This window comes from Actinomycetospora flava (genome assembly GCF_037400335.1).
Classification (GTDB): domain Bacteria; phylum Actinomycetota; class Actinomycetes; order Mycobacteriales; family Pseudonocardiaceae; genus Actinomycetospora; species Actinomycetospora flava.
Map to the genome: position 1 here is coordinate 281,348 of NZ_JBBEGM010000009.1, position 19,923 is coordinate 301,270.

Annotated in this window: 20 protein-coding genes; 14 read left to right on the plus strand and 6 right to left on the minus strand. The window is 75.3% G+C overall.

Going from position 1 to position 19,923, the window contains the following annotated elements; all coding sequences use genetic code 11:
• Positions 1-19: 19 nt before the first annotated feature.
• The 6 genes from WCD58_RS21880 (at position 20) to WCD58_RS21905 (ending at position 5,339) form a co-directional block, all read left to right on the plus strand.
• On the plus strand, positions 20-1,117 hold the full coding sequence (locus tag WCD58_RS21880; RefSeq protein WP_337705183.1) for a phosphotransferase family protein: 1,098 nt from the start codon (positions 20-22) through the stop codon (positions 1,115-1,117).
• Positions 1,114-2,472: a hypothetical protein gene (locus tag WCD58_RS21885; protein WP_337705184.1), complete on the plus strand. Its 1,359-nt coding sequence runs from the start codon at positions 1,114-1,116 to the stop codon at positions 2,470-2,472. Before WCD58_RS21880 ends, WCD58_RS21885 begins: the two co-directional genes overlap by 4 nt.
• Entirely contained in the window at positions 2,469-3,518 is a 1,050-nt protein-coding gene (locus WCD58_RS21890; protein ID WP_337705185.1) for a TIGR03857 family LLM class F420-dependent oxidoreductase, read from the plus strand. The genes WCD58_RS21885 and WCD58_RS21890 overlap by 4 nt, the downstream gene beginning before the upstream one ends.
• The gene (locus WCD58_RS21895) at positions 3,515-3,913 is read left to right on the plus strand and encodes a PEP-utilizing enzyme (protein ID WP_337705186.1); all 399 of its coding nucleotides are present in this window, start codon (positions 3,515-3,517) and stop codon (positions 3,911-3,913) included. The genes WCD58_RS21890 and WCD58_RS21895 overlap by 4 nt, the downstream gene beginning before the upstream one ends.
• A gap of 23 nt (positions 3,914-3,936) precedes the next feature.
• Positions 3,937-4,902, plus strand: coding sequence for a D-2-hydroxyacid dehydrogenase (locus WCD58_RS21900; RefSeq protein WP_337705187.1), 966 nt, complete (start codon positions 3,937-3,939; stop codon positions 4,900-4,902).
• Between the two features lie 110 nt (positions 4,903-5,012).
• Positions 5,013-5,339 (plus strand): hypothetical protein, encoded by a 327-nt coding sequence (locus WCD58_RS21905; RefSeq protein ID WP_337705188.1) that lies wholly within the window; start codon positions 5,013-5,015, stop codon positions 5,337-5,339.
• A gap of 37 nt (positions 5,340-5,376) precedes the next feature.
• On the opposite strand, the gene WCD58_RS21910 is transcribed toward WCD58_RS21905, so the two are convergent.
• On the minus strand, positions 5,377-6,045 hold the full coding sequence (locus WCD58_RS21910; protein ID WP_337705189.1) for a LysR substrate-binding domain-containing protein: 669 nt from the start codon (positions 6,043-6,045) through the stop codon (positions 5,377-5,379).
• 166 nt (positions 6,046-6,211) lie between these two features.
• On the opposite strand from WCD58_RS21910, the gene WCD58_RS21915 reads away from it, so the two are divergent.
• The 5 genes from WCD58_RS21915 (at position 6,212) to WCD58_RS21935 (ending at position 9,545) form a co-directional block, all read left to right on the plus strand.
• Positions 6,212-6,826, plus strand: a complete 615-nt coding sequence (locus tag WCD58_RS21915; RefSeq protein ID WP_337705190.1) for an RNA polymerase sigma factor — start codon at positions 6,212-6,214, stop codon at positions 6,824-6,826.
• A 15-nt stretch (positions 6,827-6,841) separates the two neighbouring features.
• Entirely contained in the window at positions 6,842-7,459 is a 618-nt protein-coding gene (locus WCD58_RS21920) for a ribonuclease H family protein (RefSeq protein ID WP_337705214.1), read from the plus strand.
• Positions 7,460-7,574: 115 nt separating this feature from the next.
• Complete coding sequence (locus tag WCD58_RS21925) at positions 7,575-7,763, plus strand: DUF7455 domain-containing protein (protein WP_337705191.1); 189 nt, start codon at positions 7,575-7,577, stop codon at positions 7,761-7,763.
• Between the two features lie 55 nt (positions 7,764-7,818).
• Complete coding sequence (locus WCD58_RS21930) at positions 7,819-9,048, plus strand: MFS transporter (protein ID WP_337705192.1); 1,230 nt, start codon at positions 7,819-7,821, stop codon at positions 9,046-9,048.
• Positions 9,049-9,092: 44 nt separating this feature from the next.
• Positions 9,093-9,545 carry a hypothetical protein gene (locus WCD58_RS21935; protein WP_337705193.1) on the plus strand — a complete coding sequence of 151 codons (453 nt, stop codon included), beginning with the start codon at positions 9,093-9,095 and terminating at the stop codon, positions 9,543-9,545.
• Here the strand turns inward: WCD58_RS21935 and WCD58_RS21940 are convergent.
• Positions 9,542-11,161 (minus strand): AMP-binding protein, encoded by a 1,620-nt coding sequence (locus WCD58_RS21940; RefSeq protein ID WP_337705194.1) that lies wholly within the window; start codon positions 11,159-11,161, stop codon positions 9,542-9,544. The two genes, WCD58_RS21935 and WCD58_RS21940, sit on opposite strands and share 4 nt — an antisense overlap.
• Before the next feature lie 180 nt (positions 11,162-11,341).
• Here WCD58_RS21940 and WCD58_RS21945 point away from each other — a divergent pair, with 180 nt between their 5' ends.
• On the plus strand, positions 11,342-12,667 hold the full coding sequence (locus WCD58_RS21945; protein WP_337705195.1) for an MFS transporter: 1,326 nt from the start codon (positions 11,342-11,344) through the stop codon (positions 12,665-12,667).
• A gap of 119 nt (positions 12,668-12,786) precedes the next feature.
• Positions 12,787-14,601: a glycosyltransferase gene (locus WCD58_RS21950; protein WP_337705196.1), complete on the plus strand. Its 1,815-nt coding sequence runs from the start codon at positions 12,787-12,789 to the stop codon at positions 14,599-14,601.
• Here WCD58_RS21950 and WCD58_RS21955 read toward each other — a convergent pair.
• The 3 genes from WCD58_RS21955 to WCD58_RS21965 are packed head-to-tail and all read right to left on the minus strand — an operon-like array spanning position 14,567 to position 17,541.
• The gene (locus WCD58_RS21955; protein WP_337705197.1) at positions 14,567-14,905 is read right to left on the minus strand and encodes an AtuA-related protein; all 339 of its coding nucleotides are present in this window, start codon (positions 14,903-14,905) and stop codon (positions 14,567-14,569) included. The two genes, WCD58_RS21950 and WCD58_RS21955, sit on opposite strands and share 35 nt — an antisense overlap.
• Entirely contained in the window at positions 14,892-16,178 is a 1,287-nt protein-coding gene (locus WCD58_RS21960; RefSeq protein WP_373696261.1) for an acyclic terpene utilization AtuA family protein, read from the minus strand. The genes WCD58_RS21955 and WCD58_RS21960 overlap by 14 nt, the downstream gene beginning before the upstream one ends.
• Positions 16,179-16,197: 19 nt before the next feature.
• Positions 16,198-17,541: a CitMHS family transporter gene (locus WCD58_RS21965; RefSeq protein ID WP_337705199.1), complete on the minus strand. Its 1,344-nt coding sequence runs from the start codon at positions 17,539-17,541 to the stop codon at positions 16,198-16,200.
• 99 nt (positions 17,542-17,640) lie between these two features.
• On the opposite strand from WCD58_RS21965, the gene WCD58_RS21970 reads away from it, so the two are divergent.
• Positions 17,641-18,564 carry a LysR family transcriptional regulator gene (locus tag WCD58_RS21970; RefSeq protein WP_337705200.1) on the plus strand — a complete coding sequence of 308 codons (924 nt, stop codon included), beginning with the start codon at positions 17,641-17,643 and terminating at the stop codon, positions 18,562-18,564.
• Here the strand turns inward: WCD58_RS21970 and WCD58_RS21975 are convergent.
• Positions 18,561-19,589: a DUF2332 domain-containing protein gene (locus WCD58_RS21975; RefSeq protein WP_337705201.1), complete on the minus strand. Its 1,029-nt coding sequence runs from the start codon at positions 19,587-19,589 to the stop codon at positions 18,561-18,563. The two genes, WCD58_RS21970 and WCD58_RS21975, sit on opposite strands and share 4 nt — an antisense overlap.
• Positions 19,590-19,923 lie beyond the last annotated feature (334 nt).

The window sequence follows — 19,923 nt, forward strand, 5'->3', positions numbered from 1 at the left end:
CCGCCCCGAGGAGGTCCCGATGGCCCTGACCGCCACCCCCGCGGCCCGCCTGCTCGACACCACCGACGAGATCGACGCGGCGTGGGTGACCACCGTCCTCGCCGAGCGCTTCCCCGGGGTCGCCGTCCGCGGCGTCGCCACCCGGCCGATCGGCGCCGGGAACGTCAGCGACACCGTCCACCTGCAGCTCGACTACGAGGTGCGGCCCGACGGCGCACCGGACGCGCTCGTCGCCAAGTTCCGGCCGCGCGCGCCGGAGGTCCACGCGCACGCCCTGGGCAGCGGCGCCTACCACCGCGAGATCGGCGGCTACCGCGCGATCACCGAGCGCAGCGCGTGCCGGATCCCGCGGCTGTTCCACGTCGCCGGCGATGAGACCACGATCAACCTCGTCGTCGAGGACCTCACGGCCGCCCGGCCCGGCGACCAGGTCGCCGGGTGCGGGGTGGACGAGGCCGCGGCGGTGCTCGCGCAGCTCGCGCGCCTGCACGCGACGTTCGCCCCGACGGACCCCGCGACCGCGCCGGCCTGGCCCATCCGCATGACCGAGGCCGCGGACTACTGGACGCCGACGATCGAGCGCGGCGCCGCGATCCTCCTCGACCGGTTCGCCGACCGGCTCGAGCGCGGCGACCTCGACACGGTCGCCGCCGCGGGCGAGATCGCGCGCGACTGGCACCTCCTGCCGCAGACCCGCCTCACGCTCACCCACGGCGACCCGCGGGTCGACAACGTCCTCTTCGAAGCCGTCGGCGACGGTCTCGGCGCGGTGCTCATCGACTGGCAGGTCACCGGGCTGCGCAACCCGATGTACGACGTCGGCTACTTCCTCTCGGGGAGCATCGGCGTCGCGGACCGGCGGGCGCACGAGCGCCGGCTGATCGAGGGCTACCTCGACGGGTACGCCGCGATCGCCCCCGGCTACGACGCCGACGAGGCGTTCTCCGACTACCGCACCCAGGTGCTCTCCGGCCTGATGATCACCACGGCGGCCATCGCGGTGCTCCCGGACGTCGAGCCCGTCAACCGCCTGATCCTGGCGCTGCTCGAGCGCAACTGCGCCGCGGCCCGCGACTGGGACGGCGTCGCCGCCACCCGCGAGCGGAGCGGCCGATGACGACGCCGACGATCAGCGACCTCCTCGCCCGCTACCGGACCCGCTTCGCCGCCGGCTCGCCCGGTCACGCCGAGATCAGCACCGCGCTGCGCGGGGACGTCCTCGCCCTGTCCGGCGCCTCGCTGGAGCCGCCGGCCCTGAGCGACGTCGACCTCGACGACCTCATCGCCTACAGCGGCTGGAACGTGTGGGACATGCTCGGCAGCCGGGCCACCGAGGGCGAGTCGGGCCTCATCCCGCGCCAGGAGTACGAGACCATCGCCGGGGTCGCGCAGTTCGCCGCGTATCCCGAGGTCTTCGCGCGGATCACCGAGGCGGTCGGCGGCGCGGACGGCGTCGTGGACCTCGGCGCCACCGCGCGCCGCGAGATCGGCACCAAGGTCAACCTGCTCCACGCCTGGTGCTGCTGCATGCCGTTGCTGACCGGCCGCGGGTTCACCACCGGGCTCGGGCTGGCCTCCCCCGCCGACCGCGGCGCCGAGCTCGCCACGGCCCTGCAGTTCCCCCGCCGGCTCTACCGCGGCCTGTGGGGCGACGAGGGCCCGATGTTCGCCACCGGCCGGGACTACCGGGCGCCGCTGCTCGCCGGCTCGGGATGGATCGAGCGGTTCCACGACGACGTGGTGTGGTTCGACGACGACCGCGAGCGGGCCGCGACACGGCGCTCCTTCAACGCGATGACCCAGCTCTTCGCGTTCCTGCTCCACCTCGACAACCGCCTGGGCCTGGCCGACTCCGGCCCGTACCCGCAGCCCGACGGCACCGTGCTCGTCGTCCGCGACCACTTCCTGCACGACCCGGCCTATCCCTGGTTCGGCGTCTCGGCCGACCTGCCGCACGCGGTGACCCAGGCGCTGTTCTTCCGGCCGCCCGCGGGCATGCGCTTCACCGTCAACGACCTCTCGACGACGTTCACCGACCCGACCGACTACCTCCCCTACCTGGCCGGCACCGCGGTCTACGCCCGCGACCGGTGGGACACCCCGGTCACCGACATCCGGCTGCTCGACGAGGCCGAGCTCGCCCCGATCGCCACCGCGGCGCGCACACGCAACGCCGGGCTCTACGCCCGCTACGCGTCGATGTCGCGCGACGAGCTGATCATGGCCGGCGTCCAGATGTACGTCCTGGACTTCGTGCTGCCGTTCCTCCGGCTCGCCGGGCTCGCCGACGAGGCCACCCTGCGGGACCTCGGCCTGCGCCTGCCCGACCGCGACGCCCTGGGGCCGCTGGCGCAGGCGTCGTACCCGTTGCTCACCGACGCCGGGACGGCCGGCGAGCTCCTCCCCCGCGTGCTGATCGCGGGCGAGGGGTTCGTCCCGATCCACGGCGACGACCCGGTGGGCCTGCCGTGAGCCGGCGCATGCCCGAGCTGGGCTTCTACACGCTCGGGGGCCAGCCGGACTCGCCGCGCGCGATGCTCGACGAGGTGCGTCTCGCGGAGGATCTCGGGTTCGGCACGGCGTTCCTCTCGGAGCGCTTCTCGATCAAGGAAGCGGCCTCGCTCACCGGCGCGATGGGCGCGGTCACCTCCGAGCTCGGGGTCGCGACCGCGGCGACCAACCACAACACCCGCCACCCCGCGGTCACCGCGGCGTGGTCGACGACGATGCACCGCCTCACCGGCGGGCGCTTCACGCTCGGGCTGGGCCGCGGGCTCCCGCCGCAGCTCGAGGCCTTCGGCCTGCCGCCGATCACCACCGCGCAGATGGAGGACTTCATCGGCCTGATGCGCCGGCTCTGGCGCGGCGAGACGGTGGAGGGCCACGACGGCCCGGCGGGGAGCTGGCCGAGGCTCCGGCTCGACCCGACGTTCGACGAGGACATCCCGATCGCGCTGACCGCGTTCGGGCCGCAGACCCTCGCGCTCGCCGGCCGGGCCGCCGACGCCGTCGTCCTGCACACCTACTTCACCGACGAGACCACGGCGCGCTGCGTCCGCACGGTGCGCGAGGCCGCCGAGCGGGCGGGCCGCGACCCCGCCGCCGTGCGCGTGTGGGCGTGCTTCGCGACGGTGCCCGACCACCTGCCCGAGGACGTGCGGCTGAAGCGCACGGTCGCCCGCCTCGCCACGTACCTGCAGGTGTACGGCGACCTCCTGGTGCGCACCAACGAGTGGGACCCGGCGGCCCTGGCGCGCTTCCGCGCCGACCCGGTGGTCACCGGGTTGTCCGGGTGGGCGGACATCGTCGCCACCCGGCCCGAGATCGAGCACATCGCGGAGCTGCTCCCCGACGCGTGGCTCGCGCCCGCCGCGACCGGGAGCCCGGAGCAGTGCGCGAAGTCCGTCGCCGCCCAGTTCGACCTCGGCGTCGACGGCGTGATCATGCACTGTTCGGCGCCCGCCGAGCTCGCTCCCGTCGTCGACGCCTACGCCACGCACCACCGGAGGACCGCATGACCGAGACCGCCGCCGGCACCGTCATCGGGCGGGGGACGTCGGCCTACACCTCGCCGGAGGTCGTCGAAGGGCCGGTGCGCTGGCTCGACTCGCCGGACGCCGTGCTCGACCTGGTCGGCTCGGGCCGGATCGGCGAGTACATCGCGATCAGCCGGGGCGGCACCACGACCTTCATGGCGCCCGCCCTCGCCGCCGGGGTGCGCGGGTTGCTGACCCTGCAGGGGATGCCCACCTCGCACCTGGGGATCCTCTCGCGCGAGTTCGGCATCCCGTGCCTCATGAGCGTGACGTTCACCGACGGCGTGCGCACCGAGCGCGGCGAGACGGTCCCCGCCGACGACACCGTCGTGCGGCTCGACATCAGCCGCGGCGAGGGAGCGGTCCTGCTCGGCTGACCGGGTCGACTAGGAAGGACGGCGTGCAGATCGTGATCGGCGGCGCCGCCGGGTTCGACGACGTGCCCGGGCTCGCCCGCCTCGCCGAGCGGCACGACATCGCCTTCGCCCCGAATGACGCGGCCCTCTCGCAGCACCTGCCGAGCGCCGAGGTGTTCGTCAGCTGGAGCTTCCGCGGCTCGGGCCTCGAGCGGCACTGGCCGCTCGCGCGGCGCCTGCGGTGGGTGCACTGGTGCGGGGCAGGCGTGCGGCCCGCGCTGTTCGGAGACCTCGTGGCGAGCGACGTCGTGCTCACCAACGCCCGCGGCGTGTTCGACCGCGCCATGGCCGAGTACGTGCTCGGCACGATGCTGGCGTTCGCGCTGCACCTGCCGGAGGCGCTCGAGGAGCAGCGCGCCCGGCGGTGGACCCACCGGCTCTCGGAGCGGCTCGGGGGGACGACCGCGCTGGTCGTCGGGGTCGGCTCGATCGGGCGGCGGGTCGCGGAGCTGCTCACCGCCGTGGGCGTGCGCGTCCGCGGCCTCGGGCGCACCGCGCGCGACGCCGACCCCGTGTTCGGGCGGGTCCACGGCCGCGAGGACCGGTTCGCGCTGCTCGCCGAGGCCGACTGGGTCGTCGCCGTCATGCCCGACACCCCGGGCACCGAGGGGTGGTTCGCCGCCGAGGAGTTCGCCGCCATGCGGCCCACGGCGCGGTTCGTCAACGTGGGGCGCGGGAGCACGGTCGTCGAGGCGGACCTCGTCGAGGCGCTGGTGACGGGACGGATCGCGGGGGCGGCGCTCGACGTGTTCGCCGAGGAGCCGTTGCCGGCGGACAGCCCGCTGTGGTCGCTGCCGGGCGTGATCGTGACCCCGCACCGGTCCGGCGACCACGCGGGCTTCGAGGACGCCCTGTGCGACCAGTTCCTCGGCCTTCTCGTGCAGTGGGAGGCCGGCGCGCCGCTGGACAACGTCGTCGACAAGCGCGCCGGGTACGTCACCCGCCCGTGACGACCGACCGGCCACGATGAGGGGGCGCGCCGACCGACCGGGTCGATCGATCCGGGTCGGCACCCGGTGCGAACCCTCCTCGACCGCTCGGCCCGACAGGAGGTGGCCCCGTGACCCGATCGACCCCGGGCTCCTCCGGCGAGGACGAGCGCCCGCTCGACGCCCGCGAGACGCGGGAGTTCGACCGCATCGTCGCCGACTACCGCCGCACCGCCCGCCGCCGCGACCGCACCGGACACCCGGCGCCGACGCTGCGGTGGCGCACGGTCGTGCTCGTGCTGCTGGCGAGCGCGGTGTTCGCGGTCCTCACCACGAGGCTGCCCGCGCCGGTGAACCTGTGGTCGCCGGTCTTCCTGCTCGTCCTCGTCGCGCTCGCGAGCCTCGCGTGGGCGGTGCGCGGCAGCCGCCGCGCCGGCCGCCGGGGCGACACGCACTAGCGGTCCCTCCCGGCGGCGCGGCGGAGCGCGCGCCCGGTCAGACCGGGGACTGCTCGCGCACGAGCGCGACGAAGCCGGTCGCCGCCGGCCCGAGGTCGTCGTCGCGCCGCAGCACCAGGTAGAGGCAGCGCTCGATCGGGTCGCCGTCGAGGCGGACCTCGCGGACGTCGGCGCGGCCGTGCCGGGCGAGGGCCCAGGAGCTGACGACACCGATCCCGTCACCGGCGGCCACGGCCTCGATGACGCCGGCGTTGGTGTCGCGGATCGTCCACTGCTGATCGGTGATCAACGGCGTGCCGCGGGCGGCGAGGGCGTCGGTGAACGAGCGTCGCGTGCCCGATCCCTCCTCGCGCTCCACCAGCGGCGTCGCGGCGAGCTGCGCGACGGTGACGGACCCCGCCCCGTCGAGCGCGTGCCCCCGCGGCACCGCGAGCACGATCTCATCGGCGCCGACGACCTCGGCGTCGAGGTCGTCGCCGTCGGGCTCGGCGCCCGCGAACCCGACCTCCGCGCTCCCGTCGCGCAGCGCCGCGAACACGCCCGCCGAGTCGGTGACGACCGTGTCGACGACGGCCTCCGGGTGCTCGGCGGTGAACGTCTCCACGAGGTCGGGCACCAGGAACTCGCCCGGGATGCTGCTCGCCGCGACGGCGACGGCGGTGGCGTCGACGTACGGGTCGTCCTCGAAGCCCTCGGGCGTGGTCAACTCGATCCTCCTCCGGTCGGCGTGGTGACGGCCCTGGGCGTACCCGTCTGCACGTGGCGCACGCCTCGCGGGTCCATCGCGAACGATTGAATGGTGGACAACCGTCCGGGGTACGAGATCGGTGTCGCGGCACCGTCGCCCGACACCGCACCGAGGAGCCACCACCGTGCTGTCGACTCCCCGCTCGGCCGGCGCCGCCGGCGTCACGCTCGACCCGACCGACCGGTTCCTGGTCGACCGCGCCCGCGGCGGCGACCGGGACGCCTACGCCGCCCTCGTGCACCGTCACCGCGAGCGCGTCTACCGGACCGCGCTGCAGGTCCTCGGGAGCCCCGCGGACGCCGACGACGTCACCCAGGACGTCGTCATCCACCTCGCGACGGCCCTGGTCCGGTTCGACGGCACCGCGTCGTTCACGACCTGGCTCCACCGCGTCGTCGTCAACCGGTGCCTCAACCACCGGCGGGCCCGCCGCCCCACCGGTGAGATCACCGAGAGCGCCCACCCGCACGTCCGCGGGCCCGAGCACGCCGTGGTGACCGCCGCGGAGGTCGCCGCCGGGCTGCGGGCACTGGCCGCCCTCCCGGACGACCTGCGGGTGCCCTTCGTGCTGGTCCAGCTCGAGGAGATGTCCTACCGGCAGGCCGCCGCGGTCATCGGCGTGTCCGAGGCGACGCTGCGCGGGCGTCTCGCCCGCGCCCGGCGCCGTCTCGCCGCCGCGATGACCGAGTGGTCCCCGGCGGCCCCGGCGGCACCGAGGTCCGTGCCGGCCGCTGGCTAGCCTGGCCCCGTGCCGATGACCGCGAAGTACGCCACCACGTGCGGGGTCTGCGCCTCCGCCGTCACGCCCGGCGAGGAGATCGCCCGCTCCGGGGAGCGCTGGGCGCACGCGGACTGCGCCGGCTCGTCGGGCACAGGTGCCACCCCCAAGAAGGCGAGCCCCAAGGCGAAGAAGCCCCCGCGCCCGGACATGCCCGCCGCCGAGGGGGCGCTCGAGGTGTGGACGGACGGCGCGTGCTCGGGGAACCCCGGTCCCGGCGGCTGGGCCTGGGCCACCCGCGACGGCCGCCAGGACAGCGGCGGCGAGCCCGGCACGACCAACCAGCGCATGGAGATCCGCGCCGCCCTGGAGGCGGTCCGCGCCCTCGACGGCCCGCTCGTCGTGGTCAGCGACTCGACCTACGTCGTGAACTGCTTCCGCGACGGCTGGTGGAAGGGCTGGATCGCGCGCGGCTGGACCACCAGCGCCAAGAAGCCCGTGGTCAGCCGCGACCTCTGGGAGCCGCTGATCACCATGGTCAACGAGCGCGGCGACGTGTCCTTCCGGTGGACCAAGGGCCACTCGGGTGACGAGATGAACGACCTCGTCGACCGCCTCGCCGTCGAACAGTCGAAGGCCGTGTCGACCTCGTAGGACAGCTGGTGGGGTTGGCCCCCACCGTCGAGGGGCGCACACCATGTCGACGCCGGTGCCGTCGGAGCAGTCTCGGTCCATCGATCCGAGAACGCCGACGAAGGAGGCGAGCACGATGAACGCCACCACCACCGCCACTGCGCCGCAGCAGGCCGTGCGAGTGAACTGCGACCGCTGCGGGGTGCGCGCCCTGTCGCTGGCGATCCTGCCCGACGGCGGCGAGCTCGCGTTCTGCGGCCACCACGGCCGCGCCCACCACGACGGCCTCGCGGCCGCGGGCGCGCAGCTGATCCCGCTGCCCTGAGCGGACCGGCCTAGGCTGGTGTCGTGTCGTTGCGCGGCGGAACGGTCTGAGGCCGGTGCTGCGTACCCGCACCCACGGCCGCTTCGCGACCTTCGCCGTGGCGTCCGTGGCGTCGGTCGCCGCCTCCGCCGCGGCGGGTGTCCCGGCACCCCTCTACGTCGTCTACCAGCAGACCTACGGGCTCTCGACGGTCGTGCTCACCGGCGCGTTCGCGATCTACATCCTCCCGCTGCTCGCCGCGCTGCTCTGCTGCGGCGGCCTGTCCGACCACCTCGGACGGCGGTGGGTGGCCGTCCCGGCCCTGCTCGCGGGCGCGGCCGGGTCGCTCGTCCTCGCCACCGTGGACTCCGCGGCACCCCTGCTCGTGGGGCGGGCGGTCCAGGGGGTGTCGGTGGGTCTGGCGCTCTCCGCGCTCGGGGCGTTCGTCGTGGACCTCGAGCCGCCGTCGCACCCCGGCCTCGCCGGCGCCGTCACGAGCGGGGCGCCGCCCGGCGGCATCGCGATCGGCGCGCTCGCCTCCGGGACCGCCGTCGCCCTCGCCCCGGCGGCCGCGCCGGTCCTGGCGTTCGTGGTGACCGCCGCCGTGCTCACCGCGGCCGCCGTGGCCGTGCTGTTCCTGCCGGAGACCGTGGCACGGCGGCCGGGAGACGAAGCGGAGCGGAGCTCGACCACGAGGTGGGGCGCCGTACGGTCCCTGCGCCCAGTCGTGCGGGTCCCCCCGACGGCGCGGCGCGTCTTCCCCACCGTGTGCGTGCTCGTCGCGGGCACCTACGTGCTCGGCGGCTTCACCCAGGCGCTGGCGCCGTCGCTGGCGGTGTCGGTGCTGGACGGGGACGGCCTGTTCAGCGGGGCGCTCGCGGTCGCCGTCTACCACCTCGTCGGACCGGTGGCGGGGCTCTCCGCGAACCGGATGCGCGCCGGGCGGGCGCTGACCGGCGGGGCCGCGGGGCTCGTGGTCGGCATCGGGGGCTACATCGTCGCGATCGCCGTCGGGAGCTTCGCGCTGTACATGGTGGGCGCGGTCGTGGCCGGCGCCGGGTTCGGCATCGCGTTCGCCGGCGCCATGCGCATCCTGCTCGAGCGCAGCCCGGAGGGCACGCACGCCGGCACCCTGGCCGCGATCTACCTCTACTGCTACCTCGCCGCCGCCGTCGCCAGCCTCGTCGCGGGCGTGGCCGTGGAGGTCTGGGGCCTGGCGCCGGTCGCGGTGGGCGTCTGCGGCGCGGTCGTCGCGATGGTGGCGCTCGGCGCGGTCGGGTCGGTGCTGCGGATGCGCACCGCCTGAGGGCTCCCTGGACGCCCCTCCCCGACCCCGGCACTCTCTCGACCATGGACGAGGACAGCACCGTCGCGAGCGTCGGCACCGACGACAGCATCGCCGTCGCCGCGAGCGTCGACACCTCCCGCAGCGTCGCGGTGGCCGGGAGCGTGGCCACCGTCGGCAGCGTCGGTGTGGCGCGCAGCGCGGGCACGGCGGGCAGCGTCGCCGTCGCGGGCAGCGCGGCCACGGCCGGCAGCGTCGCCGTCGCGGGCAGCGCGGCCACCGCCGGCAGCGTCGCCGTGGCGGGCAGCGCGGGCACGGCGGGCAGCGTCGCGATCCTCGCCAGCGTGCTCACGCTGGTCGGCCTGCGCCTGCGGCTCTGCCTGGCCACGATCGCCTGCGTCGACTGCGTGCGCTCCGTCGGCTGCATCGGGTGCGTGGACTGCGTCGACTGCGTGGGGTGCGTCGGCTGCGTCGGCCTGCGCGGGGCGGTCGGGCAGCGCGGGGTCACCGCCGCCTAGTCCCGCAGCGCCCGCCGCAGGATCTTCCCCGTCGTCGTGCGGGGCAGCTCGTCGAGGAACGCGATCTCCCGCGGCACCTCGTGCGCGGCCAGCCGCGCCCGCACGTGCGCGCGCAGCTCGTCGGCCAGCTCGTCCGTCGCCGTGACCCCGGGGCGCACCACGACGAACGCCTTCGGCACCTCGCCGCGCCGCTCGTCGGGCACGCCGACCACGGCGGCCATCGCGACGGCCTCGTGCCCGCCGAGGCTCTGCTCGATCTCGCCGGGCCCGATCCGGTAGCCGGCCGAGATGATGACGTCGTCCTTGCGGGACTCGAACCAGACGTAGCCGTCGGCGTCCTGGCGGGCGAGGTCGCCGGTGAGCAGCCAGTCGCCCCGGTACTTCGCCGCGGTCGCCTCCGGGTTGCGCCAGTACTCGAGCATCGTCGACGGCGTGCGCCGGTCGAGGGCGAGCTCCCCGACCGTGTCGATCACCGGCTCGCCGCCGTCGTCGAGCACCACCGGCGTGAAGCCGGGCAGCCCCTTGCCCAGCGACCCGGGGCGGATCGGGTAGACCGAGGCGCAGTTGCCGATGCAGGCGTTGAGCTCGGTCTGCCCGTAGCCCTCGTTGACGGTCGCGCCGAAGAACTCCTCGCTCCACTTCAGCAGGTCGGCGCCGAGCGCCTCGCCGCCCGAGCAGATCGCGCGGAACGCGAACCCGCCGCCCTCGATGCCGGACGCGCGGATCATCCGCAGCGCCGTGGCCGGGAGCAGGGTCAGCGTGAGCCCGAACTCGCGCATCAGCCACACCGCGCGCTCCGCGGTGAACGCCGGCTCGCGGTCGACGACCACGGGCAGCCCGTGGAACCAGGCGGGCGTGAGGATGTCCATGATCCCCGCGATCCACGCCCAGTCGGCCGGGGACCAGATGACGTCGTGGGCCTGCGGGAAGAACTCGTACACCGCCTCGAAGGCCGGCAGGTGCCCGAAGATGATCCGGTGGGCGTGCAGCGCGCCCTTCGGGTCGCCGGTGGTGCCCGAGGTGTAGATGAGGAACGCCGGGTCCTCGGCCGACGTGTCCACCGGCGTGAACTCCGGCGACGCCGCGGCCAGCGCGTCCTCGTAGGACTCGTCCCCGCTCAGCCCCTCCTGGCTCCCGATGACCAGCAGCGGCACCTGCTCGCCGCCGTCGTCGAGGGCCTCGCGCACCCGGTCGGCGTTCGCCGCCGCCGTCACGACGGCCTTCGCGCCCGCGTCGCGCAGCCGGTAGCGCAACGAGTCCGGGCCGAACAGCGAGGACAGGGGCAGCGCGATCGCGCCCATCCGGAACATCGCGACGAAGCCGACGCCGGTCTCGAACGACGCCGGGCTGACGAGCCCGACGACGTCGCCGCGCCCGACACCGAGGGCGGCCAGGGCGTTCGCGAGCCGGTTCGACGCGGTGGTCAGCTCGCCGAACGTGTGGTCGCGGGCGGTGCGGTCGGGCGCGACGACCGTGAGGGCGCGGGCCTGCGGGTCCTGGCGGTCGGCGCAGGCCACGCCCAGGTTGAAGCGCTCCGGGATGTCGATCGTGGCGAAGTCGACCTGGCGCCAGAGCTCGTCGTAGCTCGTGGCCGGGCGCAGCAGCGGTGGTTCCACGACGACTCCCCCGGTTCCCCGATGGTGTGACCGCCCTCACGGTAGGGGGAGGCGAACGCCGTCGGTAGCCGTCGGCATCGTCCGCCGCGCGCACCTTCTGGTGATTTCGCGAAGCGCTCCGTATGGTACTCGTCACACACCGCGACCGATTCCGCATGGCGGAAAGGCAGGGGTTCAGCGATGCATCCTGCTCCGAGCGCACCGCACACGCCGACGGCCAAGGAGACCCGCCGCGTCGCGGGCGCCACGCTCATCGGCACGTCCATCGAGTGGTTCGACTTCTTCGTCTACGGCGCCGCGGCGGCGCTGGTGTTCGGGAAGCTCTTCTTCCCGACCGCCGACCCGCTCACGGGGACGCTGCTCGCCCTCTCGACGTTCGGCGTCGGCTTCCTCGCCCGGCCGTTCGGCGGCGTGATCTTCGCGCATTTCGGCGACCGCATCGGGCGCAAGTCGATGCTCGTCCTGTCGGTGGTGATGATGGGCGGCGGCACGTTCGTCGTCGGCCTGCTGCCGACCTACGCGACGATCGGGATCGCCGCCCCGATCCTGCTGGTGCTGCTGCGGATCGTGCAGGGCATCGGCCTCGGCGGCGAGTGGGGCGCCGCGGCGGTGATGGCGGTGGAGTACGCGCCGCCGAAGCGCCGCGGGTTCTTCGGGAGCTTCCCGCAGACCGGCGTGCCCGCCGGCATGCTCACCGCGAACCTGTCGCTGCTGATCATGTCGGCGCTCATGTCCGACGAGGCGTTCCTGGCCTGGGGATGGCGGGTGCCGTTCCTGGCCTCGATCGTGCTGGTCGTCGTGGGCATCGTGATCCGGCTGAAGGTGGCCGAGTCGCCGGTCTTCGAGGCGGCGAAGTCGGCGGGGAAGATCGAGCGGCAGCCGATCCTCGCGGTGCTGCGCCGCCAGCCGCTGAACGTGCTGCGCGCCGCGGGCCTGCGGTTCGCCGAGAACAGCACGTTCTACATCCACACCACGTTCGTCCTGACCTACGGCACCGTCGTGCTCGGGCTGGCCCGCAGCGACCTGCTGCTCGCGGTGATCGTGTCGTCGGCGCTGGGCCTGCTCAGCATCCCGTTCTACGGCTGGGCCGCCGACCGCTTCGGACGCCGCCCCGTCGTGCTGTGGGGCTCGCTGGTGCTGCTGCTCATGAGCTGGCCGTACTTCTGGGCGCTCGACACGCGCTCGCTGCCCTGGATCATCCTCGCCACGGTGGTCGCGGTGAACATCGGCAACTCGGCGGTCTACGCCCCGCAGCCGGCGTGGTTCTCCGAGCTCTTCGAGCCGGAGGTCCGCTACAGCGGGGCGTCGATCGGCGCGCAGGGCGCGAGCGTGTTCGCCGGCGGCCTGGCCCCGGTGATCGCCACCGCGCTGCTCGACGCGACCGGCGGCTGGGGCTGGATCGCGGTGTACATGTCGGCGATGGTGCTGATCACGATCGTCGCCGCGCTGTTCTCCCCGGACCCGTACCGGGCGTCGACGAAGGAGCGGGAGGCGGTCGCGGCCTGACGCCGCCGCGACACCCTTCCGGGTCCTCCTCGTTGGACTCCGTGGGGCGCTGCCCTGTACTGCGCGTGATCGGGAGACCCTCGGTCACCGACGGGGTGGACACTCCTCGGGAGGACAGCATGTCGGTGGGGTCCGCGACCCGCCCGCAGGATCGACCGGACACGGTGCTCCGGGCCCTGCTGCCCGTCGTCGCCGTGGTGGGCACGGTGCCGCCGGCGCTGATCGGCCCGGTGGTGCCCCCGCCGGCGTCGCCCGAGGTCGTGCTGGCCGCGGGCGCGGTCGCGCTCGCCGGGGTGGGGCTGACCACGGTGGGTGTCTGGCGCCTCCTCGCGCTCGGGACCCGCGTGGTGCCCGCGGTGGGGCTCCTCGGGGCCGGGGTCCTGCTCGGCGAGGGTCTCGCCATCGGCGCCGAGGTGGCGCCGGCCGGGTCGACCGGGCTCGTGGTCGGGGCCGCCGGCGGCGCGCTCGCCGGGGCCGGGCTGCTCGGGGTGCTCGTGCGCTGGCGGCGCGGGTCGCTGCCCGGCACGCCCGCCCCGCGCGCCCTGCGCGGGCCGCTGGTCGGCGCGGGTCTCGTGCTCCTGGTGCTCGCCGCGACGCGGACGTCCGTGCCCGCCTGGCTCGTCGCGGTCGGCGTCGTCGCGCTCGCCCTCGCCGGGCTGCCGCTGGTGGCCGCCCACGTCCGCGCCGGGACCCCGCGGGCGGCGCTGGCGGTCGACCCGGTGCTGCGCCCGGCCCCCGTGAGGACCCCGGTCCCGGACGACCCCTACGCGACGATCGAGGTGGACCCGCCCGCCGTCAGCCCCGTCCCGTCGGGACCGCGCCTGCGCGTCCTGCACCTCGCGGGCGCCGACCCGGACGCGGCCGCCGCGCTGCACCGCCACCTCGCCGCCGCCGGGCACGAGGTCACCGTGCTCGGCCCGCGCTCCCCCGGCGTCCACGACCGGATCGAGCAGCACGGGACGGGCATGGTGCGCTGGACCCACCCGGTGCGCCGCGGGTGGACGCGATCCGGGCGGATGCTGGGCTACGTCGCCGCCGCGGTCGTGGCCGCCCGGCACACCCGAGCCGACGTGGTCGTCGAGGAGATCGCCGCCTCGCCGGGCCCGCTCGCGGTGCCGCGCTGGACGACGCGTCCCGTGGTGGCGCTGGCGACGCGGCTGCCGGACCCGGAGCCCGCCGAGGGGGCGACGTCCCTCCTGCGCCTGCGCTGGTGGGCGGTGCGCGCCCACCGCTCGATCGTCGTCCGCTCCCCCGCCGACGCCGAGGTCCTCGCCGCCGCGCGCTGCCGCGCCGACGTCGCGGTGATCGGCGACGGGATCGACCCCGCGGCGCTCCGGACCCCGCCCCATCGCCGCGAGGACGACGTGGTGGTCCGCGTGGGACGCCTGGGTGCCGGGGCGGACGCCGTGCGCCCCCTGCTCTACGCCTGGGCGCGGGTGGCGCCGTCGACATCGTCGCCCGGCGGACCCCTGGTGCTGCTGGGCTGCGGCGCCCACGAGGCCGCGCTGCGGGAGTGTGCGGCGCAGCTGGGGCTGGCCGAGCAGGTGGAGTTCGCCGCCGACGCGGGCGGCGAGCACGCGCGGGTGGCGTCGGCGCGGCTCGCGGTGGTGCCGCCGGGCGCGCCGGCGAGGGCGGCGCGGGCCGTCGCGCTCGAGGCGCTCGCCGTCGGAACGCCGGTGCTGGGTCCGGACATCGCGGCACTGCGCGAGGTCGTGCCGCCGACCGTCGGCGTTCTGGTGCCCGAGCAGCTCGACCCCGCCGCTCTGGCCGACGCGGTGACAGCCCTGCACGCCGACCGGCCGCGCCGCGAGGCCGCGGCGACCCGGGGCCCGCGGCTCGCGCGGGCGCACGACCTCGACGTCCTGGCCGGCCAGCTGGAGGACGTGTACCTGGCGGCGGTCACGCGGGGCGCGATGCCGCTCGTGCGGCGCTGACGTCCTCCAGCTCCAGGGCCAGGAGCCGCGAGCTCAGCGACTTCCCGTGGGTGTCGAGCGCCGTCGACACCGTGACGCCGCCGCCCCGCACCCCGGAGCAGACGAACTGCAGCACGCTGATCAGGGGCAGCTCGTGACGCACGACCTCGCCGCCGATCCAGGGGTCGAGGTGCGCGCGGACGCGGTCGGCCGTGAGGACGCGGACCAGGTCGTCGTAGGACGCGTCGTCGTGCGGGACGACGGTCAGCGTGGCGACCGTGCCCTTGTCGCCGGCCCGGCAGTGCGCGAGGTCATGCAGCTGCACCGACCGCCTCCAGGATCCTCGTGCGCGGGCGCACCGCGTCGCGCGGGATGAAGGTGGACAGCACGCCGAGCACGGGGGCGTGGTGCACGCGCACGCCCCCGCCCCCGGCCGGTCCGTTGGTGTAGAGCGCCTCGACCTCGTGGCCGACGACCTCGAGGACCGCGGGGTCGTCGCCGCGGGCCGCGACCCGCAGCCGGGCGTCGGCGGGGCCGCCGAGGACCTCGATGCGCGGCGTGACCGGGAGCCCGGCGAGCCGGGTGGCGACGACGTCGGCGGCGAGGCGTCCGCGGGCGTCGGCACCCGGCCCGGCGTAGGAGATCTCGGCCTCGACGCGGGAGCCGGCGTCGTAGCCGACGGTGACCTTGAGCCGCTCGGGGCGGGGACGACCGCGGGCACCGTGCACGCGCACGCGGTCGGGGCCCGTGGCGTCGACCCGGACCCCGCGCAGGTCGAGCAGGACGTCCGGGGTGACGTAGCCCGAGGGGTCGGTGACCTCGTAGAGCAGCTGCTCGCGCACGGTGTGGCGGTCGAGGCGCCCGCCGGTGCCGTCGAGCTTGCCGTAGGTCGCGGTGCCGTCGGCGGCGACGTCGGCGAACGGGAAGCCGAGACGCGCGAGGTCGGGGACGTCGAGGCGTCCGGGGTCGGCGGCGTACCCGCCGGTCAGCTGGCCCGCGCACTCCAGCAGGTGGCCGACGAGCGTGCCCGCGGCGGCCGCGTCGACGTCGTCGGGGGCCCAGCCGAGTCGCTGCGCGAGCGGGGCGAGGAACAGCGACGGGTCGGCGACGCGGCCGGTGACGACGACCTGCGCGCCCGCCTCCAGCGCGGGCGCGATCGCGTCGGCGCCCAGATAGGCGTTGGCGGAGACGATCTCGCCGTGGGCCCGCAGCGGGCGGGCGTCCTCGAGGGCGGGCGCGTCGAGGTCGAGCGCGTCGAGCACGTCGTCGCCGGTGACGACGCCGACCGTGGCGGTCGAGCCGGCGTCGTCGAGCATGCGGCGGACGATGTACCCGGCCGCGGGCGGGTTGGCGGCGCCCATGTTGGTGAGCACCCGGGTGCCGGTGTCCAGCGCGACCGGCAGCAGCGGCGCCAGGCGCGCGTGCAGGCGGGGGTCGTGGCCGGCGCCGGGGTCGGCGAGGCGTCGCTGCTGGCCGAGGGCGATGGTGCGCTCGGCGAGGCACTCGAGGACGAGGTCGTCGAGCGCGGCGCGGCGGGCGAGGTCGACGGCCGGATCGATGCGGTCCCCGGCGAACCCGGCGCCGCTGCCGATCCTCACGGTCACGGCGGTCCTCCCCTCAGATCGCGCCGGTCAGCAGCGCGACGGCGGTCATGACGAGCGTGGTGCCGAACGCCCAGCCGAAGACGAAGCGCTGGTGGGCCCCGAAGTCGACCCGTGTGAGGCCGACGAGGATGAACGTCGACGCCGTCAGCGGGCTCAGCGGGAAGCCGGTCGTCATCTGCCCCAGGATCGCCGCGCGGGCGACCTCGGCGGGCGCGCCGCCCAGCGACGCCGTGGTCTCGGCGAGCACCGGCAGCACGCCGAAGTAGTAGGCGTCCGGGGTGAAGACCAGCGACAGCGGCATGCCGGTGACCGCGACGATCGCGGGCAGCAGCCCGCCCGCCCCGGCCGGGATGACCGACACGAGCGCCCGGGCCATCGCCTCGATCATCCCGGTGCCGGCGAGGATGCCGGTGAAGACGCCGGCCGCGAAGATCATCGTGACCACGAGGACGACGCTCTTCCCGTGACGCTCGAGGAGCTCCTGCTGCTGCGACCAGCGCGGTGCGTTGATCAGCAGCGCGATCACGAACGCGCCGATGAAGACGACGGGCAGCTCGGCGAGCTGGAGGAGCAGGACGACGAGCAGGGCGAGCGTGACGGTGGCGTTGAGCCAGAAGCGCACGCGGTCGGCGCGGGTCCGCGGGGTCGTGCGGGTGAGGGTGGCGACGGTGCCGTCGTCGTGCCCCTGCTCCTGCTGCTCCTCTGTCGTGCCGGACGTCGCCCCGGGCTCGTCCAGCGTGATCACCCCGAGGCGCTTGCGCTCGCTGCGGCCGAGGATCCAGGAGACGAGCACGACCCAGGCGATGCCGGCCGCCATGGCCGGGATGACCGGCACGAACACCTCGCCGCCCGAGAGGTCCAGCGCCGCCATCGCCCGGGCCGTCGGGCCGCCCCACGGGACCATGTTCATCACGCCGGCGCCGAGGCAGATCAGCGCCGCCAGCACGATCCGGCGCATCCCCAGGCGCTCGTAGATCGGCAGCATCGCCGTGACCATGATCAGGAAGGTGGACGCGCCGTCGCCGTCGAGGGCGACGAGGACGGTGAGCACGGCGGTGCCCACGCAGATCTTCAGCGGGTCGCCGCCCGCCCAGCGCAGGACCCGCCGGATCGCCGGGTCGAACAGGCCCGCGTCGATCATCAGGCAGAAGTAGAGGACCGCGAACGTGATCATGATGGCCACGGGCGCGACCTGCTCGAGGCCGTCGAGCACCAGGTCGCTGAGGTCGCCGCCGGCGCCGATCGCCACCGCGGCGACCGCGGGGATCACGGTCAGCGCGAAGAGGACCGACACCCGCCCCGAGAGCACGGCGACGAGGAAGACGGCGATGGTGAGGAATCCGGCCGCGGCGAGCATCGTCGACCTCCGGGGTCGGGCTGGGATGTGCCGTGACGATGGCCACTCGGACCTATGCTCGTCAAAGACCGGTTCCGGATGGATTGATGCTCACAAGACATGGACGTGACGCTGCCGCAGCTCCGCGCGGTCGTCGCCGTGCACGAGGCCGGCGGCTTCACCGCGGCGGCCGCGTCCCTGCGCGTCGCCCAGCCGTCGCTGAGCCGGACCGTCGCGGAGGTCGAGCGGCGCCTCGGCACGACGCTGTTCACACGGACCACCCGGCGTCTCGAGACCACGCCGGCCGGCCTCGAGCTCGTCGCGGCGGCCCGGCGGGTGCTCGACGGGCTCGACGAGGAGATGCGGCGGTTCTCCGACTACCTGGCGGGCACCCGCGGCCGGGTCCGCGTCGCGACGCTGCCCTCGCTCGCCGCGCTGCTCCTGCCCGGCGTCGTCGCGGTGTTCCGCGCGGCGCGGCCCGACGTCGAGGTGACCCTCTCCGACGCGCTGGCCGACGAGGTCGTCGAGCACGTCCGGGCCGGGCGGGCGGACCTCGCCGTCACGGTCGTGTCGGTGTCGACGCACGTGCTCGACGACCTCGCGGTGCGCCCGGTCGCCGAGGACCGGTTCTGCGCGCTGGCGCCCCCGTCGCATCCCTTGGCGGCCCGCGACCGGCTCGCGTGGCGCGACCTCGCCGGCGAGCCGTTCATCGACTTCGACCCCACGACGAGCATCCGCCACCACGTCGACCACGCCCTCGTCAGCACGGACACGCGGCCGCGGCGGGTGGTGGCGGCACGCAACATCGCGGCCGTCGCGGGCCTGGTCGCCGCGGGGCTCGGGATCACCGCGGTGCCCGGGCTGGTCGTGCCCCTGACCGGGTTCGCGGGCCTCGTCGCCGTCCCGCTCGACGACCCGGTGGTGGTGCGCCGCATGGCGCTGGTGCACGGCGAGGTGGCGTCACCCGCGGCCGCGGCCTTCGCCGACCTGCTGATCGCCGGGCGTGACCGCCCGGCATTGCCGGCGTTCGCGTCGTGGCTCTAGAACCAGCTCAACATCCGTCCCCGTGACCAGCAGCGACCGACGGCGTCGGCGCGCAGCGTCCCGTGCTCGAGGATCACGAGGCCGAGGATGCTGTGACCGGAGGCGGGGCGGTCGCCCATCGTCGGGACCGCCGGCGCGACCCCGACGCCCTCCGCCGACACCCACGCCACCGGGCGGTCGGTCGCCGCGGCATCGAGGCGTTGGAGGAAGCGCAGGCGGTGCTCGAGCGGGAAGGCCGAGAGCGTCCAGGTGGTGGTGACGACGGGCAGGGCGTGGCCCGGTACGCGGGCGAGGGCGTCGGGGAGCAGGTCGACGGCGTCGCCGCGGAGGAGGGTGGCGTCGGTCTCCCGTGCCATGGCGATCTCGGCCTCGCGGTGGTCCTTGTCCGCGTGGTCCGGGGGCAGGCAGGCCCGCAGCCACCGAGCCTGGTCCGGATCGGCGACGTCGATCGGGTCGAGGTCGATGCCGAGGCGGGCGACGACGTCCGGGACCTCCCGTGGTGGTACGGGCCGGCTCTTCACCACCGAGGCCGTGTACCGGACGGTGCTCATCGCCGCGCCGCGCGTCGGGCCGTCGTCGTAGGTGACGGCGACGCGGTCGAGGGCCAGGTCCAGCCCCGCGGCGCAGCCGACGTCGACCAGCCCGATCGCGTCGGCGCCGACGCGGTGCGCGGCCTCGGCGACGAGCGGGTGGAGGACCGTGGCGCGGCCGGTCACCTCGGGTCGCGGGGCCCTCGTGAGGTCGACCGCCTGGCGCAGGAGGACGTCGATCGCCGCCGTCGCGGCGGCGTCGGCGTCGCGGGCGGCGTAGGCGTCCGCGAGCGCCGGCGCGTGCCCGGCGAGGGCGAGATCGTGCAGGGCGGCGAGGACCCGGGCGGGGTGGCGATGCCGGGCGGGCGCTGCCTCGATGGCGCGCAGCGCGGCGTCGGAGCGACTGATCGCGACGGCCACGCGCTCGGACAGCGGCGACGTCCCGGCAACGTTCTCCCCGAACCGCCGGTACCGCTCCGCGAGCACGCTTCCCACGGCGTCAGTCGTACCGGAGGTCGTCCGCCGCTGGTGGTTCCGACCGAAGGGCACCGTTGGTCGGGTAGATGGGCGAGAGGCACCCTCGGCCGGAACGCTGAGCGGGGCAGCGCTCGCGCGAGAGGCGCGGCGCGCATGATCATCGGGCAGCTGAGCTGCGGACGGTGCCGCTCGCGCATCGGCCGCGCGGGGGGCGCCCGCGACCGGCACCTCCCGCATGATCATCGGGTCGCTGAGCTGCGAAGAGTGCCTCTCGCAGGGTCGCCGAGGCGACCTCGACTTCGCGGTTCGTGTCTGACGCAGGTGTCGCCGATGGCGCGATTCAGGTATACTC